Genomic DNA, 18,947 nt, shown 5'->3' on the forward strand with positions numbered 1-18,947 from the left:
AGCTTAATAAAGCCAATGCTTTAAATTAATGGGCATTAAATAGGTCTTGTAAAAGCGTCGCTAACCCTGTCTTATCATCATTGTTTTTAGGCGTGATCAGGTTAGCTGAGCTTTTTACGGTGTCATCTGCGTTTTGCATTGCGATGCCAAGTCCTGCTGCTTTTAGCATCGAAATGTCATTGTGGTTATCACCAATCGCGACACATTGTTCTAGGCTGATACCGAGCGGCTCAATGTAGCGAGTCAAGGCATTACCTTTGCTATTACCTGTTGCTGCGAAATCGACGCGATCAATCCAAGATCGCTCGCCGTTGAAGTTCTCTTTCACAAAAGGAATCTCTGCGAATGTGTTTACTTCACCTTCAACGACAAACTTCCACACATACTCTGAAATTTGTGCTTCATGTTGGAAGTCGTCGACCTTTTGAATGTTTGGTCGTTGGCTTTCTGGAAAGGTTTGAGACCACGTCAGTAGCGCTTCCATGTATTCAATAGGGCGTGCTCTCGAGTAGAGCATTGCATCACGCACATACATCACCATTTTCAGATCATGAGCTTGAGATAGGGTGATAAACTCAGCCGCAATTTCTTTGTCGATTGCGTTTTCTTGAATGACCGTATCGTTCTGGTAATCAAAGATGTAAGTGCCATTGCAACAAATTATTGGCGTCGATAAACCAAGCTGATCGTAATAAGGTTTTGCCGCGACATGATGGCGACCCGTAACGATAACCACATGAGTGTGTTGAGCGACTTGCTTGATGGCTTCGACTAACTCTTGGCTAATCGTGTGCTGCGAGTTGAGCACCGTCCCATCGAGATCTAACGCCAATAGCTTGTGCTTATCCAATTTATGTTTATAGGACTTATGCGGTGATGACTTATGCATGTGCGAGGCCTTACTTCTGTCCGTAGTATGAGTTCTTGCCGTGTTTACGGTTGTAGTGTTTATCTAGCAGCTCAGGTTGAATCGCTACTTCTGGACTGATAGCGCGAGTGGCTGTTGCCATGGCAGCAATCTCTTCCATTACCACTGCATTGTGCACTGCATCTGAACCATCCTTGCCCCATGTAAATGGTGCGTGGCCTGCGATGATGACACCTGGCATTGCTTGCGGGTCGATATCACGTTGGTTGAATTCTTCGATGATCACCAAGCCTGTGTTTTTCTCGTAATCTGACTCAATCTCAGCTTTTGTTAGTAGGCGAGTACAAGGCACATCACCGTAGAAGTAATCGGCGTGTGTGGTTCCAAGCGCTGGAATGTCTCGCCCGGCTTGTGCCCAGATTGTTGCATTACGAGAGTGTGTGTGAACGATGCCGCCAATGGTTGGGAAGGCTTTGTAAAGCTCAATGTGCGTAGCCGTGTCGCTTGAAGGGTTCAGCTTGCCTTCAAGGCGGTTGCCTTCTAAATCGAGAACAACGATGTCATCTGCCGTCATTACATCGTATTCAACACCTGACGGTTTTATTGCAATCACGCCACGTTCGCGGTCGATTTCAGAGACATTGCCCCAAGTGAAAGTCACTAAGCCATATTTAGGAAGTTGCAAGTTTGCTGCGAACACGCGTTCTTTTAATTCTTGGTATGTTTTTTGTTCTTGAGACATTGTGTTTGCCCATGTTGTATTGAGTGAATGACGAGCGGATTGCCTAGCTAAATTCCCTAGCTAAAAAAGAGGACTAGGCAATCGCACTCAATTACGTTACTTAGCTGCTAGTTTGATCTTGTTGATCATCACATCGCCATTTTTCTCGATGTAAGCGCTCCAAACAGGCTGGATAGCTTGTTGGAAAGCAGCACCATCAACGTCACGGTTTACTTGCATTCCGTTCGCTTCTAGTTGAGCAATCATCTTGTCTTCTTTTTCAATGCTTAGCTTACGTTGCATTGCAACCGCTTCAGCAGAGACTTCTTCAATGATTTTTTGCTCGTCTTCCGTTAGCTTGTCGAACTTACGTAGGTTCATTGTTAAAACTAGTGGTGAGTAAGCGTGTTGTGTAAGGCTTAGGTATTTTTGTACTTCGTCAAACTTGAAAGATAGCGTTACAGAAATTGGGTGGTCTTGAGAGTCAACAACGCCTGTTTCAAGTGCAGTATAAAGTTCAGATACTGGAAGCTGCTGCGGGTTAGCACCGAGCTCATTGAACATGTCGTTTAGCGCTTTCGAGCCATTCACACGCATTTGTAGGCCTTCAACATCTGAAGGAACACGAATAGGTTTTTCGTTGTTGGTCATGTTGCGGTAACCATTTTCAGGGAAACCAAGACCTTTAAGACCGAATTTTTCAAAGTTCGCTAACACTTCTTTACCCGGCTCGCCGTCCAGTACTTTGTATGCTGTTTGACGATCTGGGAACATGAACGGCAGAGTGAAGGCCGCTGATTCAGGCATTAGGCCGTTGTAGTTGTTCAAGCCAACCATCGCTAAATCGACGATGCCAGCACGTGAACCATCGATCATTTGCTTATCACTGCCCAATTGACCTTGTGGGTAGATGTTTACTTTGATTTCGCCGTTTGAACGAGCTTCTACTTCTTTCTTAAAGAACAAAGATAGGTCTTGTTGCAAATCCGACTCTGGTGCAGCGTGCGCCAGTTTTAGAGTTGTAGCGGCAAAAGCGCTAGAGCTCATTGCGATAGTCGAAGCGAGTAGAGTAAGTTTTAGTAGGGTTTTCATTATTATTTTCTCCGTCGAGGATTAACCAATGACAAACGACATTGGCACAGTGATAATGCTTGGGAAGATGACAAACAGTGTGAGCAGAGCCATGTAAGCCGCGATGAAGGGCAATACACCTTTCACTGCAGTCGACATTGGTACTCTCGCTACACCACACACTACGTTTAGTACGGTGCCTACAGGAGGCGTAATCAAGCCAATTGAACAGTTGATAACGAACAGTAGGCCGAAGTACGTTGGGTCAATCCCAGCCATCTTGATGACAGGCATTAAAAGGGGTACAAGGATTAGAATCGTTGGGCTCAAGTCCATAACCATGCCGACACAAAGTACGAGCAACATAATTACTGCCATTAATAGGCGTGGGCTATCCACCAGTGGACCTAACATTTCTGCGAGTTGTTGAGGAAGCTGAGCAACAGTAATTAACCACGCTGCAACCATTGCACAACCCACCAAGAACATAACCATTGCGGTCGAGCGACCTGCGTTGAGTACGATGTGGTAGAACTTCTTAATAGTGAGTTCTTTATAAACAAACGTTGAGATGAAAATAGCGTAAGTGGCGGCGACTACAGCGGCTTCTGTCGGTGTAAAAATACCAAAGCGAATACCGACAATGATGATGACTGGTAACATCAATGCCCATACGCCATCTTTAAGTGCCGCGCGTTTTTCAGCCTTTGTTGCACGTTCAGACGTTTCTAAGTTTTCTTTACGAACCGTCCAGCGCCACACAAACATCAATGTCATACCCATTAACAGGCCAGGAACGATGCCGCCTAGGAACAGGTTTTTGATCGAGATACCGCCAGCAACACCTACAAGGATCAGAGGGATTGAAGGTGGAATAACGGGTGCGATGATACCGCCTGAAGCAAGTAAGCCCATTGAAGGTGCTTCTGGGTATTTCGCGGCTTTCATCATTGGGTAAAGAATACTGACCAAGGCTGCTGCATCAGCTACAGCTGAGCCAGAGAGACCAGCAAGCAGTACCGAAGTCATGATTGCAACGTAACCTAAGCCACCTTGACGGTGTCCCACGTAAGTGGTTGCTAGGCGAACAATACGCTGCGACAAACCACCCGATGCCATTACTTCACCCGCAATGAGGAAGAATGGAATGGCAAGCAGAGTGAAGCTGTCGACACCATTAATTAAAGACTGCGCAAGAATGTCTGCACTAAAGAAGTCCATGTGAAGCATCAGCGCCATTGAAGACAATAACAGTGCAAACGCAACAGGAAGACCAAGTAAGATTGAGACAATCAATACCGATAAGAAAATGGCTAACGTCATTATTCTTTCTCCTCATCTAAGCTATCTAGCTGCCAGTCGGGCTTGAAGATTCGCATAAAGGCAATCACGCCCATTAACAAACCTGACACCACACCGGCTAAGTAAAATAATGCTGAAGGAAGCCCTGTAAGCTGAGAAATATCTGACCAGTTAGACATCATTTGACGGTATGAACCGACGTAAAGCATGCCGACAGAAATCAGTACTATTACCCAGCAGATACGTCTTAGTACGGGTACTGCTTTTGGGAAGAGTCGTTCAGAAAACTCTGCAACAGCGAGGTGTTCACCTCGGCGCAGCACAACGGCGGCACCGAGCATGACAACCCATACAAGACCAAGGCGAGATAGTTCTACAGAGGGACGAAGACCAGAAGAAAAGCCATAACGTAAAACTACGTTAGTAAATACGAGCACAACCATACAGGTCAGAATGACCGCCATGATGACATCGATACTTTTCCAAATACTCTTTAATACACTTTGCATAACGCTTTCCCTACCTTTGGCTAATTACAGAGACGTAATTTGTTCCCAAATTCCATCGTTAATTTCAATGCCGCCAGCTGCTTCGTGTTTCTTAATGAAGTTTTCAATTTCAGAACCAGCAATCATCACTGAACCCGTTTCTGCAGGCTCTGACTCAAGCACGTAATCGCGGATGCGCTTCATCTCTTGTGCGTAAGTGCTTTGATCCATTGTCTTGCTTAAGTCGATAGCGATAAGGAATTGAGATACACCAAACTCACCACCCATATCTTCAGTCAGCGCTGGTACTGAGTGGCCGCCAGTGATTGCCGTTAGCATCATGTCAAGTACGATTGCCATTGATGAACCTTTCCAGAAACCCATTGGAAGTAGGCGTTTGTTTTCCCACAGTACATGCGGGTCTTTAGTGAGTTCACCTTCGTTGTCAAAGCCACCAACAACAGGTAGTTCTTTGTCAGCAAGCACGAAGTTTTGTAGTTGGCCGTAAGAAAATTGGCTCATTGAACAGTCAACAACCACCGGTGGATCGCCCGCAACCGCCATGATGAGAGGGTTTGAACCAACACGGTGATCTTTACCACCCCATGCTGGCATCACTGCGATTGAGTTGGTTGATGCAATTCCTGCAAAACCTTCGCGAGCCATTTTCAATACGTAAGCACCGCCACGCATCCAGTGGTTAGAATTACGCATACCGACCATGCCAATGCCGTAGTCACGAGCCAATTCCATGGCACGTTCTGCACAGATAAGACCGTTAAGAACGCCAGGACCGTAGTTACAATCCCATTGCTCGAGTGCACCCATGCTGTTAACGCATTCTGGTTCCGCATTGAGTTTGATTTGACTTTTATCTACTTGGTCAATGAATACTGGAAAACGGTTGATGCCATGTGAGTAAGTGCCTTCGTTTGCCATCTCAACAAAACCAGCCGCAAGCTTGGTTGCCATCTCTGGCTTCATGTCGCGAGCTAAAAGGATTCGTTCGTATTCTTGTTGTAGTTTTTCTGTTGATACTAAAGGCATCTGTGTTCTCCGATAATTTGAATTCCATAATACGGAATCAATTATTGTTTTTATTCCGAAAAAATTCTGTGAGCAAAGTTACGAAATATTTCCTTATTAAGTTTTTCTCTAATAACTGTTAACTGGTTAAAAAGTGGAACAAAAAGATTTAAAGATTCCGCAATGCGAAACAAAAAGCGTGTTCAGGATCTGGTTTCTACGACTAATTGAGGTGAAATTCGACAATTTGGCGGGATTAAACTTGTCAAAAGATGGGTTATTAACCAACCGTAACTTTACTGAATATAAAATAGTGGCGGTGAAATCTGAGGTGTTGGTCAAATTCGGAGAGGGAAGTACGCACAGTTGACCCGTCTTCTATATAGTGGTTTTGTTGTTTTTGTACTATTGCTTGGTAGATATTTGTGAAGTATTGGAGCCAGCTTCTATGAAAATTGTTATTGCACCAGACTCGTTTAAAGAATCTTTATCGGCGGTATCGGTGGCGGCGTGTATTGAAAAGGGCTTTCGTGAAATCTTTCCTGACGCTGACTATGTGACTTTACCTCTGGCCGATGGTGGCGAAGGTACGGTAGATGTATTGCTACAAGGTTTAGCCGGACAAAAGCGAACAAATAAAGTTCAAGGGCCATTGGGAACATTGATTAGTGCTGAATGGGCGATGTTAGAACCGTCAGTTCAGAGCTCCAAGAGAACGGCTTTGATAGAGATAGCTGCTGCGTCTGGTTTAGACTTGCTGACACCAGAACAGCGCGATCCTTTGGTTGCTTCTTCTTTTGGTACCGGACAGCTGATATTAGAAGCGATAGAGCAGGGTGCTCAAACCATCATTCTTGGATTGGGTGGCAGTGCGACCAATGATGGTGGTGCAGGCATTGTACAAGCGTTAGGTGGTACATTGCTTGATCGTGCAGGGCAAGAGCTCAGCCGAGGTGGCGCTGTGCTAGCGGATTTGGCTTCAATTGATCTTACAGGCGTCGATTCTCGTTGCTCCGATATTGAGTTGATTGTGGCGTGCGATGTGGATAATCCATTGTGTGGTGATAACGGTGCCAGCTATATATTTGGTCCGCAAAAAGGAGGGACACCTGAACAAGTCTTAATGCTTGATAAGGCGCTTGAGAATTTTGCTCAAGTTGCAGAAACGCAAGGTTATGCCGGTGGCGATGAGCCTGTTTACAAGCGCGTGGGTTATGGCGCAGCTGGTGGCACGCCGATGGGGCTTGGTTTGTTATTCAATATCCAAATTAAACCCGGCATTGAGATGGTGCTCGATGTTTTGCAAGCTGATGATCTATTGAAAGGTGCCGACTTGGTGATTACTGGCGAAGGGCAGATGGACAACCAAACTCTGCAAGGGAAAACGCCTTATGGTATTGCTAAACGAGCGAGCTTACAAGGCATTCCGATCATAGGCATTGCTGGCTCACTGGGAACAGAAGTAGAAGCACTTTATGGTGAAATGAACAGCTTGTTTGGTACGGTTCGTTCTCCTCAGTCACTTGACCAAGTTCTGCTAGAAGCCGAACTAAACCTTACCAGAACGGCGAGAAATATCGCTGCGACTCTGAAAGTAGGCCATGCGATCTTGAAATAAAGTGAGGTTTGACAATTGGTTACTTAACATCATGGTTCGATAGGTTTTATAGATAGCAACGATAAATAGAAACGATTATATTTTATACCATTAGAGGTCTATTCTATATCCATAATATTTTAGGGGCTTTTGAAAGGAAGCCAGTATAAATATCAAGGTGCACTCACTATTGCTGCACCTTTGGACCTTAAGGAATAGATCATGAGTAAAAAACTAACTACAGCTGCGGGTTGTCCTGTTGCTCATAACCAGAATGTTCAAACTGCGGGTAAGCGCGGTCCTCAACTTCTTCAAGATGTTTGGTTTTTAGAAAAGATGGCGCATTTTGACCGCGAAGTCATTCCAGAGCGTCGTATGCACGCGAAAGGTTCAGGCGCTTACGGTACATTTACTGTTACGCATGACATTACCAAATACACCAAGGCAAAACTGTTTTCTGAAATAGGCAAAAAGACCGACCTGTTTGCACGTTTTACAACGGTTGCCGGTGAGCGTGGCGCTGCCGATGCTGAGCGTGATATCCGTGGCTTTGCATTGAAGTTTTATACTGAAGAAGGTAACTGGGACATGGTGGGTAACAACACGCCAGTATTCTTCCTTCGTGATCCTCTCAAGTTCCCAGATCTAAACCATGCGGTTAAGCGTGACCCGCGCACCAACATGCGCAGTGCGAAAAACAACTGGGATTTCTGGACCTCTCTACCTGAAGCGCTTCACCAAATCACCATCGTAATGAGTGACCGTGGTATTCCTGCGACTTACCGTCATATGCATGGTTTTGGTAGCCATACATTCAGCTTTATTAATGCAGACAACGAACGTTTCTGGGTTAAGTTCCACTTCAAATCTCAGCAAGGTATTAAGAACTTGTCTGATGCAGAAGCGGCACAAGTGATCGGCGATGACCGCGAAAGTCATCAACGTGATCTGCTAGACAGCATTGATAATCAAGACTTCCCTAAATGGACACTGAAAGTTCAAGTGATGCCAGAAGCGGACGCAGCGAAAGTGCCATACAACCCGTTCGATCTGACTAAGATCTGGCCACACGCAGATTACCCATTAATTGAGGTGGGTGAGTTTGAATTGAACCGTAACCCACAAAACTTCTTCGCTGAAGTTGAGCAGTCTGCATTCAACCCGGCAAACGTGGTTCCGGGTATCAGCTTCTCACCAGACAAGATGTTACAAGGCCGTCTGTTTGCTTACGGTGATGCACAGCGCTACCGTTTGGGTGTTAACCATCAGCATATCCCAGTAAACGCACCTCGTTGCCCTGTCCACAGCTACCACCGTGATGGTGCGATGCGTGTTGATGGTAACTTTGGTAGCACACTTGGCTATGAGCCAAACAACGAAGGCCAATGGGCAGAGCAGCCAGACTTTGCAGAGCCAGCATTGAACCTAGATGGTGCTGCAGCGCATTGGGATCACCGCGAAGATGAAGATTACTTCTCGCAACCGGGTGACTTGTTCCGCCTGATGACGCCAGAGAAACAAGCGATTCTGTTTGATAACACTGCTCGTAACCTAGGCGGCGTGCCTAAAGAGATTCAGCTGCGTCACTTAAGACACTGTTACAAAGCCGACCCTGCTTACGGAGAAGGCATTGGTAAGCTACTTGAAATCGATGTAAGCGAATTTAAGTCGTAATCAATAAGTTTGATTAGTTAAATGAAAGGCCGTTGAGTGAATCACTCAACGGCCTTTTTTGATCATGCTGTGTATTAGGTGAGTCATGTAAGTCGTACCAATTACTTGAAAATTAGCACCATTTCTATTGATAGTTTTTGCCTATCAAATTAATAAACTCATCCCATTATATTTAGTTAGGGTAACGGATTATCCTACGGCAATCAGTTTATAAAGTAGAAGAGTTTGAGATGAGTAAGAGCGCATTAATCGTTGAAGGTGGGGCAATGAGAGGCATCTTCGCAGCAGGAGTATTGGACGCTTTTATGCAAGACGATTTCCGTCCTTATGATTTTGCTATTGGCGTATCTGCGGGTGTGTCGAACCTTGTTGGTTACTTATCTCAAGCTCCGAAGCGTAGTTACAACGTGATTACTACTATGGCGACCGATAAAACCTTCTTCAACCCGACTCGTTTTGCCAAGGGTGGTAACTTGGTCGACGTTAAGTGGCTGTGGGATGAATCTAACCAACGTTACCCACTCGATTGCGGTCAGCTGTTCTCAAGTGTTCCTTTAATTGCTGCTGTAACTAACGTCGATACTGGCAGTGCCGATTACTATCATATCAAGCCTGAAAACCTTTCTAACGTGGTTGAAGCAACCACCGCGTTACCTATCGCTTACCGTGAAACACCGTGCTTCTCTGGTGGTTGCTATACCGATGGTGGTGTAGCCGACTCTATTCCGGTTCGCGAAGCCTATCGTCGTGGTGCACGAGACATTACCGTGATTCTTTCTCACCCATTAAGCTACCGAATGAAGCCGCAGAAGTATCAGTGGATGCTGAAAAAGCTGCTAAAGAAATTCCCGAATATTGCAGAGTCGATGGCGGTGCGTGCCGAAAACTATAACCAGTCTTTGGAGTTCATTCGTAACCCTCCAAAAGATGCGACCATCAAGGTGATTGCGCCACCAGAAGCGTTTGCAGTGAAGCGTTTGACAATGGATCAAACGGTCTTGAATGCAGGTTATGAGATGGGTGTGAAAGCAGGGGAAGAGCACCTTGCCATTAGAAACGGTGTCTATGGCTTAGATACCGAAGATTGTCATTTCTGCGTTTAGAACTGTTTTTGAATGCGGGATAAACGAGAAGCCACGCTGTTCACTTAGGACTAGCGTGGCTTTCTATTTCTAGATTGAGTCTATTACTAACTCAGTCTGCTATTAACTCAAGTTGTTGTTAAACCAGTTCGTTGCCGCTGGTGTTACCTGTAAAAAAGGCATCAACACTGGTGAGCGTTGTATTGGCAATGTTGAACAGAGCATCTTTAGTCAGGAAGGCTTGGTGACCTGTGAACAATACGTTGTGACAAGCAGATAAGCGACGGAATACGTCATCCACAATCACATCGTTAGATTTGTCTTGGAAGAACAACTCTTTCTCGTTGTCGTAGACATCAAGGCCAAGCGCGCCAATCTTGCTTTGTTTCAACGCTTCGATTGCTGCGGTTGAATCCAGTAGTTCACCACGGCTGGTGTTGACGATCATCACGCCATCTTTCATTTTCTCAAATGCCGTTGCATCCAACAGGTGGTAGTTCTCTTTGCTCATTGGGCAATGCAGAGAAATCACGTCAGATTCTTGGTAAAGCTCGTCGAGCTCAACGTATTTAGCGCCCAGTTCTTTTGCCAATGGGTTCGGGTACGGGTCGTAGCATAGGATGTTCATGCCTAAACCTTTCAGAATACGCATGGTTGCTAGCCCAATTTTGCCAGAGCCGATCACACCAACAGTTTTACCGTGGAAGTTAAAGCCAACCAAACCCTCAAGAGAGAAGTTCGCATCACGAGTACGTTGGTATGCTTTGTGTAGTTTACGGTTCAAACACATCATCATGCCGACCGTGTGTTCTGCTACCGATTCTGGTGAATAAGCAGGAACGCGAACCACTTGCAGACCAAACTCTTTGGCTGCGTCTAGGTCAACTTTATCAAAACCTGCACAGCGCATCGCAATCAGCTTAGTGCCGCCTTTCGCTAGAATCTCTAGCACGTCTCGCGATAGGTCGTCGTTTACAAACGCACAAACCACTTCGTTGTCGTGCGCCATTTTTGCTGTTGTTGTAGTGAGTCGAAAATCATGAAAATGGAACTCGGCGTTGAGTTCGCCTTTTGCAAGTTCAAATGATTTTTCGTCGTATGATTTTGAGCTAAAAAAAGCAATGTTGAGCATGGCTTCCTCTCTTACCTAAAATATAAATAACCCGTCTGTTTTATTAATCTAAAATTGGGCTAAAACTAATAACTCTCTTCAGTGTGCTAGAGTTTTTTTCTCTTGTCTATCACCATTAGTCATTGTAATTACTATGGTTATTTGGTCTGTTGTCTTCACTTTTTGAACATCGGAAATCACACTACGAAGTAGCTTGCTTATAAGTTCATCAATATTGAATGGATCTTACTTTCGGGTGTTGAACATCTTCTTGGTCTCTTTTTCTGACCAGAAGTTAATGTTGAATTGCGCGTCGTCACTCAGCTCTACTCGATGCCAATATTGAGGTGGGCTTGTGGCAAATTGCCCAGCTTCGATTGTGATAACACTTTCTGGTTCTGCCGCTTCCGCATCGGCAAAACCGTAGAAGGTGACCGTGCCTTCCATTACACAAATCTGGCCGAACACGCCTTCAGCGGTATTGTGATGATTGAGAAGCGCAGCCGGTATGTTGTCTTTGGTGAAAAATGGCGTTGAACGTTGAATTTTCCAGTGTGACGGAATACGTAAATGACTCATATAAAACCTCTTATCTGTCTGTATTTTGAATATAAGCTTTAGCTTTGATGGAATTGGTGACTGTGATTACCAGTAGTTTTCACTGCTGAATTGGCCGGGTTTTCGGCGTAAGTGCTTCTCGAAACCTAAGCTGGTTAGTGCTTCACTTGTGTCGCGAACCATTTGCGGATTGCCACAAAGGTAGAAAAAACTGCGGGTTTGATTGAAAGCGACAGACGTGGTTTGCTCAAGGTCGCCTCCAAGTAACAAGCTTGGGATTCGTCCGCGCAAAGTTCCGGTGACTGATTCTCTAGAAATAATTGGCACATATTGTAGTTTCCCTTGGAAGTGATTAACGAGTTGAGCGATACGGTCTCGATAAGTCAGGTCTTGCTCTGTTCTTACGGCATGAACCAGTACAAGGTTTTTGAACGAGGTGATTTTTTCAGATTCAGAGCCGTTTTGCTGTTGTATCTGCATGCTTTCGAGCATTGAGATAAAAGGCCCAACGGCGGTTCCGGTTGAAAGCATCCATAGATCCTCGGCGATCTCTGGAATCTCATTTAGCGTCATAAAGCCGCTTGGGTCTTTGCCTACAAATATGTCATCGCCTACCTTCAACTCATGAAGTTGAGGTGAAAGCTGCCCGTTCTGATCCTTAATAATCAAAAATTCCAGATGTTGATGACCTTGTTCGTGCTCTGGCGCATTCACCATGGAATAAGCACGTCTGACAAGTTCCTCCTCGTTGTTAAGTAAACCAAGTTTCGTGAACTGTCCCGCTTGATAGGGCGAGATTGGCGCACTGACTTGCAGTGAGAACAGCTGATCTGTCCATTGTGTTTTATGTAAGACTTTGCCAGTTACCAAACCATGAGGAATATCTGTCATATCATCACCTTTACTTAGAGAAGTTATCTCATTAAGGATACTCAACTATTTACACTTTGGAGTTGCATGTACCATGCCATTAGTGAGAATGCTTATCAATACTGGTTGTTAGGTAAAAATTAACTTGAATGATGTCAAATAGACTTTGTACCGCTGTGTCTAAATGACATCTTTGTTGTTTTTTGATGTGATTCCTTGTGATTAAGAACGATGAGTTGCCCTATGGGCACAGACCAAAATTAGTTCCGTGGTTTGACCCTTAATGTATTCACCAATAACTAAAGAGAATATTTTATAGATGAGTATAATGGCGGCTTTCGATCTCAATATAGCCGTGTTTTATGCTTGATAATCTTCGTATGGCCTTGAACGTATTGTTCGTGACTATCAATACCGCAATGACTGCGTTTACCGTGAGCTTCTTTGGCCTCATCAAACTGATTCTTCCAATCTCTATTGTTCAAAAGTCATGTACTCGTTTAGCGAATTTCACATTTTGGTGTTGGGCTTCGCTCAATCTTTGGATGTTGAATGTGAATAACGATATCGAGTGGCAAGTTGAGGGCGGGGAAGACATCTCGACTAAGCAATGGTACTTGATGATGTCGAATCACCTCAGTTGGGCGGATATCGTGATCTTGTCTTCGATCTTGAAAGACAAGATGCCAATGACTAAGTTCTTCCTTAAGCATGAATTGCTGTACGTTCCTTTTGTTGGTTTGGCTTGTTGGGGCTTGGATATGCCTTTCATGAGACGTCACTCACGTGAGTTTTTGATTCGTAACCCTGAGCGTCGCAATGATGACTTTGATGCAATTAATAAGGCATGTACTAAGTTCAAATGGGCACCGACAACCTTGGTTAATTTTGTGGAAGGGACTCGTGCAAACCACGAGAAACTGGCGACAGCGAAAACACCTTATCGACATCTACTTAAACCGAAAACAGGTGGTGTGGCGTTTGCTCTATCGGCAATGGGCCCAATCTTGGATGGTATTGTAGATGTCACTTTGGCTTATCCAGAAAATCAGGCTTCTCCATTTGAAGACATGCTGAAGGGTAAAATGACCAAGGTGGTGGTGCGTATTAAACTGCACCCAATGGATGAGAACGTGAACGGCAATTATTTTGAAGATAAAGCGTTTAAACGTCGTTTCCACAGTTGGTTGAATAGTACGTGGAAAGAGAAAGACGACTATCTTGATACGGTTTATGGGGTTGATACGCCCTGTGAGGTTGAAACGACTGATGAACCTGATGTGGCTTATAAGAAACAAGAACAGTAAGCTCATACCAAATCGATAGCATCAAAAAAGCCGATAGTTCATTGAACTGTCGGCTTTTCTATTGATTGGGCTTTGTCTACTCAAACAGTGCAGTCAGTGCTCACTATGTTTTAAAGCGCTAAAACAAGGATGGTCAAAGAGTGAGGAAGTTAAATCGCTTGGTAAGCTTCAATGATGTGCTTAACCTGACTGGTTTTGCCTTGCTTCTCTTGTCCTTGATGGATGCGCAAGTAGTGCTGCAATGTTTTGGCTTTGTATTGCTGTGATACTTGCTTCTGTTGTTCACAGTTCGGAGTCCAGATCTTGTCGCCGACGTTTGATATCTCAGTTACCGTTTGGTTATTGCCGTTATCATCTAGATTTTTGTCGCTTTCACCTTGGTTATTGCTGACCAATAAAATCTCGTAGTAACGACGGTTCTCTTCAATTAACACTTCATCAATTAGGCCGAAATTGAGCGCCTTTAAATGATTTCTTAGCTCGAACTGCTGATGAACCGGGCAAAGCAAAAAATCGATCGCTTTGTCTGGATGCTTGCAATGAATATCGTCGACGAGCTTTTGTGTTAGATCGCCTCCCACACCCGCAATAATGACCAGATGTCTGCCTGTGTGCTTTTCCAATGGAATCGCTGCGACATCCAAGCAGTAGACTTGCCATTGGCTGGTAACCTTTTGTTTTGCGGTTTCACCTTGGGGAAAGTAACGAGTTAGTTTGCCTTCTAGTTCATTCATCAGAGAAGGGACGATATCGACAAAATGAATCTGCGGTGCTTTGTGGTCAGATAATAGTTGAACACCCAAGAAGCCGTGATCACAACAACAGTCCCAAATATGTTGGTAGTCATTACTGACAAGGGAGTGGAGAGTTTGCAGTCGGTTACTTAGCTTCATAAGGCTCGTATCGTTAAAAAAGGGTATTGTTGTATCGAACGCGCATTGTAATGACTTTCCATAAAAACAAAAGCACCTAGGGGATTAATCCTAGGTGCTTTTTTGTTATCGGTATCGTACCAATCGGTGTGATACGAGCGTGTTAGCTAATGTCTACGACGCTTTGGCTACGCCTCTAATGTGACCTTCTACTCGATTCTTTCCAAGTTGTAGTGCGATAAGCTTTGCTTGTTCCGCAAGGGCTAAAGTAGAGTCTGTTTCGCCGTCTATTTGCGAAAACCCGACGCTGATACTGAGTGACAATGTGATATCCGGAGTGACTATGGTTTTCTCGGCGATGCTGACTCGACATTGTTCCAATTGGTGCTTGGCATCCTTCGCATCATTCGCTTTGAATAAAACGGCGAACTCCTTATCCCCAACTCGAGCAAGGCAAAGCCCTTTTGGCTTAGGGAAGTAAGAACGCATCGCTTCTGCGGCGAGCTTTATCATCTTGTCGCCAATCGCTTCACCGTAAGCTCGATTTACGTGGTCAAAGTTATCGATATCGAGCAGAGCTACATAGGTATCGGGTTCGCATGCGTAGTTGTCGATCGCGATGTTAAAACTACTTTTGTTGTCTAACTGAGTCATGAGATCTTTACTGCTCAATTGATGGTGGAGCAGTAAGTTAGACAACGAGACTTCCGTGTAATCTTTGATCATACGTAAAATACTTTGACTGATCGGCAAGGGCGCATTGACGTAAATCACCGCGATTAGCTGGTTACGAGAGTGCAAAGGGATACAGTAGTGGCGTTGGAGTATTTTGAGTTTACGTGCCAATGGATCTGCGTATTTGCTGCTTCGATAAGCCATGGTCTCGGGAGCAAATCGCTCAGCAAGGGCTTTGTCAGTATGTAGCGTTGATTTGTTTCCATGATAATCGATAGTACTGAATGAATGGCTCTCTGCTTGATAAAGGCAGAATTGAATGCCTTTTTGATAGGTAAAGCTATTGAATATGGCTTTTAACTCTCGTTTAAAGCTGGCGAGATCATCAACTTTATTCAGTTGAGATAACGACATGTTCAAGCGGTGAGCCAGGTAGTGTGCGCCAATCCATAATAGAAGCAGTGACCCGAGTACCACGCCAGTTAGCGTAAATTGGTGTGAGCTGGTGAGTATGTCGTGGCGATCAGTGCCCGAGACGAATACCCAGTTTAAGCTGTTGTCAGCATCAAATACCGTTATTTTGAAATTATCTTGATAGTAGTATTCGTGTTGGCCGACGGTCTCACCTTGCGAGAGCTGGTGGCTGATGCCTGCATGATAGCTGATGGATTTGGAGCCAATGCGTTTCGGATCAGGATGGAAAACCAATCGTTCGGTTGCTCTATCAACCACAAATACATAGCCACGGTCTAATGTCTTTAAGTCTCTCAGGCCTTGTGTGGTATGCAAAAGGTCAAACTCAATCCATATTTCTTTGTTCAACTGTTCCGTCGTGTGTTTGATCGCGAAAACCCAACGACCATCGGGCTTTTGATAGATAGAAGAGATGTAAAAACCTTCTACAACACTATCTATTGGATTCCACTGGATGGCATCGATCTGCTCATTGGAAAGAGGCAGGCCACGAGTTGAAATATATTGTTGGGATTGAGGCTGGTATTGAACAATATCGGAGAAGTTAGGTGTTCTCTTAAGAATATTGTCACTGATGTCCCTGAATTTTTGTTCACCGGCTGGGCCTGATGTAGATAAGCTTAAACTGGTTTCCAAAAAATAGAGTTTGCCGAATGTGGCTTCGATGTTGGAATTGATGATGGAACTTGCGATACGAATATTTGATAGTGATTGTTCTTTTGCCGTCGTTTCTACTTTTTCAAGTTGAGCTGCAGCAAGATAGAGCATCCCTCCAGTTAATAAAATAATGTATGGTTTAAAAAGCCGAATTAATGTTTTAGGTAAAGCCATGATATCAAAAGACGTTATAGATTCATTTTTATAGTACGGCCATACTAAACAGTTTTCGTAATCACATCAATGCAAAATGTTCCATATAAAAAATTGAGTTTGTGACGTTCAGCTAATAAAAAAGCCAGTCATAAACATAACTGGCTTCTATGGCTTCGTGTGTTCTATTAAGCTGGTTTGGCTTTTAACCTAAACCGAATCTGTCTTGTTTGGCGAATAGTGCAAAATTGCCATTGAAACGGGAGATAACAGCATTTCACCTTCGGCATGACCCGGTTTCACGTTTCGCAAGTTGGTATCACAGATGGTTACCCAGTCTTGCTGACGGTCACTCGGTAAAGAAAATCGAGCAGGAGCGTTGGTTTGGTTGATCAGATAAATCAACTCGTCGCCATCTTTGCCGATGCCTAAATGCAAGGCTACGGAGCTTAAACGGTTCCAATCATCATGTTCCATGAGTGTGCCATCAACACGGCTCCAGAATATACGGTTAGAGTTACGTTTATCGCCACTGAACGCTTTGATAAACGGCACCATGTATTGCTGACGTGCGGAGATCATCTCAGATAACCAAGCCTTGAAGTAAGTCTTACGCTCGGAATCTTCCCAGTTGAGCCAGCTGGTGACCCCGTCTTGGCAGTACGCGTTGTTGTTACCCTTTTGAGTATGAGATAACACATCGGCCGTCAAAATATGTGGAATACCGAATGCAAATAACAGGCTAGCCATGAAGTTACGCTTTTGCTTTTCGCGTGTTGCGATAACCAAAAGGTTTTCTGTGTTGCCTTCAACACCATAGTTTTCAGAGCGATTATCACCGTGTCCATCGCGGTTGCTCTCACCATTTTCTTCATTGTGTTTATGTTTATAAGAAACAAGATCTTGCATGGTGAAACCGTCATGATAAGTGATGTAGTTGACGGTTAATTTGTACGGCCAGTGTGCGGCACTGTAGATGTCACGAGAGCCCATTAAGCGAGTCGCAAACTCTTTCAAGTAGCCTTGATCACCACGCCAGAAGCTACGAGTGATATCTCGCAGTTTGTCGTTACATTCATTCCACCCCAACGGAAAATTGCCAACTTGGTAGCCATTTGGCCCGATGTCCCATGGTTCTGCAATTAACTTGGTTTCTTTCAATGCCGGATCTTGGGCGACGGCTTTGAAGAAAGCAGCCTCAGGATTGTAGTTATCGCCTTCGCGCCCTAGTGTTGCTGCCAAATCAAAACGGAAGCCGTCGACTTGGAACTCACTAACCCAGTAGCGCAGTGTATCCATGACTAAGTTCAGTGCTGGTTGGTGGGTGAGGTCGACCGTATTACCACAACCGGTGAAGTTCGCGTAATGACAGCCATGCTTAATGTAGTAGCGACTATCCAGTGCTTTTAGGTTGAAGGTTGTGCCGCCTTCACCGCCTTCTGCTGTGTGGTTGTAGACGACATCGAGAATGACTTCGATACCGTTGCGGTGCAGTTCTCGAATCGCGGTTTTGAGTTCACTAACGGCGTCTTTCTCTGCGTAGCGTGGGTCTGGCACCATAAACAAATATGGATTGTAACCCCAGTAATTCACTTTCCCCATATCCAATAGGTGGGGTTCATGCATACATGCAGCAATAGGTAAAAGTTGTAGAGAATTGATGTTTTGCTGTTTATAGAATGCAAGCATTTCGGGGCTAACTAACCCCAAATAACGGCCTTTTGTATTGGTCGCGACTTCTGGGTGAAGTTGAGATAGGCCTTTAACATGGGTTTCGAAAAGAACGGTCTCTTCGCGGCTAATACGCGGCTTTTCGACATCTTGCCAATCGAACGTGTCATCAACTACGAGACACTTCGCCATCGAAAAGCTTTTTTCATTGGTATATGGCGTTGCGTAATCGAGCGGTTCGCTTATTGCTTTAGCGTAAGGGTCGGAAAGTAAGATCGGGCCATTATCAGTTTCAGCAATGAAACCGTATTTTTGTCCCGCTTTAATACCATCAACAAATACATATCTGATATCAGCGTATTCATTTTCCAATTTATAAGTGGTGAACTCATCGTTCTCGTCAAAAAGAGCGAGAGAAAGGGATTTACAGTCAGGGGAATAAATTGAGAAGTTACAGCCAGTGTTACCTAGCGTTGCGCCTAGTGGATAAGGGCGAGCGAGCGTTCTAGTCATTGCTTGATTTCTTGTTCGTTTATCAACATCAGTGAACTATTAGTAAAAGGCTTTGTCCCATTAAGGTCAAGCAACTTCATAGAATAAATTTTGTTGAAAAATAATTCATCGATGAAGTTCAAATTATATATTTGAAGTAGATCTCACTTATGCTGAATAATTAGATCTGTGTGCTGTCTACTCCTCCTAGATTAAGTGATCCAACCCTTTAAAATACCATTCTGTATAAACTCTACTCCCTTCTCATCCCCCTTAAT

General features: G+C 44.4%; 16 protein-coding genes. 4 read left to right on the plus strand and 12 right to left on the minus strand.

From position 1 onward, the window contains the following. Positions 1–25 precede the first annotated feature (25 nt). The 6 genes from AB4232_RS01225 to yiaK form a co-directional block, all read right to left on the minus strand. On the minus strand, positions 26–889 hold the full coding sequence (locus AB4232_RS01225) for a Cof-type HAD-IIB family hydrolase (RefSeq protein WP_135381231.1): 864 nt from the start codon (positions 887–889) through the stop codon (positions 26–28). A 10-nt stretch (positions 890–899) separates the two neighbouring features. Beyond that, complete coding sequence (locus tag AB4232_RS01230; RefSeq protein WP_017096280.1) at positions 900–1,610, minus strand: L-ribulose-5-phosphate 4-epimerase; 711 nt, start codon at positions 1,608–1,610, stop codon at positions 900–902. Positions 1,611–1,706: 96 nt separating this feature from the next. Further along, positions 1,707–2,681: a DctP family TRAP transporter solute-binding subunit gene (locus AB4232_RS01235; RefSeq protein ID WP_009845882.1), complete on the minus strand. Its 975-nt coding sequence runs from the start codon at positions 2,679–2,681 to the stop codon at positions 1,707–1,709. A gap of 21 nt (positions 2,682–2,702) precedes the next feature. After that, positions 2,703–3,983 carry a TRAP transporter large permease subunit gene (locus AB4232_RS01240; RefSeq protein ID WP_009845881.1) on the minus strand — a complete coding sequence of 427 codons (1,281 nt, stop codon included), beginning with the start codon at positions 3,981–3,983 and terminating at the stop codon, positions 2,703–2,705. Next, the gene (locus AB4232_RS01245; protein ID WP_372030957.1) at positions 3,983–4,471 is read right to left on the minus strand and encodes a TRAP transporter small permease; all 489 of its coding nucleotides are present in this window, start codon (positions 4,469–4,471) and stop codon (positions 3,983–3,985) included. The genes AB4232_RS01240 and AB4232_RS01245 overlap by 1 nt, the downstream gene beginning before the upstream one ends. 24 nt (positions 4,472–4,495) lie before the next feature. Beyond that, a complete protein-coding gene (gene yiaK, locus AB4232_RS01250; RefSeq protein WP_372085762.1) occupies positions 4,496–5,497 on the minus strand; it encodes a 3-dehydro-L-gulonate 2-dehydrogenase in 1,002 nt (333 codons plus the stop codon). Positions 5,498–5,924: 427 nt separating this feature from the next. Here yiaK and AB4232_RS01255 point away from each other — a divergent pair, with 427 nt between their 5' ends. The 3 genes from AB4232_RS01255 (at position 5,925) to AB4232_RS01265 (ending at position 9,850) form a co-directional block, all read left to right on the plus strand. Next, a complete protein-coding gene (locus AB4232_RS01255) occupies positions 5,925–7,094 on the plus strand; it encodes a glycerate kinase (protein ID WP_372085764.1) in 1,170 nt (389 codons plus the stop codon). A 201-nt stretch (positions 7,095–7,295) separates the two neighbouring features. Next, positions 7,296–8,747 (plus strand): catalase, encoded by a 1,452-nt coding sequence (locus AB4232_RS01260; protein ID WP_017100300.1) that lies wholly within the window; start codon positions 7,296–7,298, stop codon positions 8,745–8,747. Positions 8,748–8,977: 230 nt separating this feature from the next. Then, complete coding sequence (locus AB4232_RS01265; RefSeq protein ID WP_371707111.1) at positions 8,978–9,850, plus strand: patatin family protein; 873 nt, start codon at positions 8,978–8,980, stop codon at positions 9,848–9,850. A gap of 118 nt (positions 9,851–9,968) precedes the next feature. On the opposite strand, the gene AB4232_RS01270 is transcribed toward AB4232_RS01265, so the two are convergent. From AB4232_RS01270 to AB4232_RS01280, 3 genes are all read right to left on the minus strand, one after another. Next, entirely contained in the window at positions 9,969–10,961 is a 993-nt protein-coding gene (locus AB4232_RS01270; RefSeq protein ID WP_012600151.1) for a 2-hydroxyacid dehydrogenase, read from the minus strand. A 225-nt stretch (positions 10,962–11,186) separates the two neighbouring features. Next, entirely contained in the window at positions 11,187–11,519 is a 333-nt protein-coding gene (locus AB4232_RS01275; RefSeq protein ID WP_135381238.1) for a DUF1971 domain-containing protein, read from the minus strand. A 66-nt stretch (positions 11,520–11,585) separates the two neighbouring features. Next, positions 11,586–12,389 (minus strand): ferredoxin--NADP reductase, encoded by an 804-nt coding sequence (locus AB4232_RS01280; protein WP_371996184.1) that lies wholly within the window; start codon positions 12,387–12,389, stop codon positions 11,586–11,588. A gap of 341 nt (positions 12,390–12,730) precedes the next feature. On the opposite strand from AB4232_RS01280, the gene AB4232_RS01285 reads away from it, so the two are divergent. Then, entirely contained in the window at positions 12,731–13,675 is a 945-nt protein-coding gene (locus AB4232_RS01285) for an acyltransferase (protein ID WP_017100296.1), read from the plus strand. A gap of 149 nt (positions 13,676–13,824) precedes the next feature. On the opposite strand, the gene AB4232_RS01290 is transcribed toward AB4232_RS01285, so the two are convergent. The 3 genes from AB4232_RS01290 to glgX all read right to left on the minus strand — a co-directional run bounded on the left by AB4232_RS01290 (position 13,825) and on the right by glgX (position 18,690). Further along, positions 13,825–14,568, minus strand: a complete 744-nt coding sequence (locus AB4232_RS01290) for a tRNA (adenine(22)-N(1))-methyltransferase TrmK (RefSeq protein WP_372085767.1) — start codon at positions 14,566–14,568, stop codon at positions 13,825–13,827. 153 nt (positions 14,569–14,721) lie between these two features. After that, positions 14,722–16,464 carry a diguanylate cyclase domain-containing protein gene (locus AB4232_RS01295; RefSeq protein ID WP_372085769.1) on the minus strand — a complete coding sequence of 581 codons (1,743 nt, stop codon included), beginning with the start codon at positions 16,462–16,464 and terminating at the stop codon, positions 14,722–14,724. A 252-nt stretch (positions 16,465–16,716) separates the two neighbouring features. Further along, positions 16,717–18,690, minus strand: coding sequence for a glycogen debranching protein GlgX (gene glgX / locus AB4232_RS01300; protein WP_372085771.1), 1,974 nt, complete (start codon positions 18,688–18,690; stop codon positions 16,717–16,719). Between the last annotated feature and the right edge of the window lie 257 nt (positions 18,691–18,947).

This window comes from Vibrio sp. 10N.286.46.A8, from assembly GCF_041470165.1.
GTDB lineage: Bacteria > Pseudomonadota > Gammaproteobacteria > Enterobacterales > Vibrionaceae > Vibrio > Vibrio tasmaniensis_A.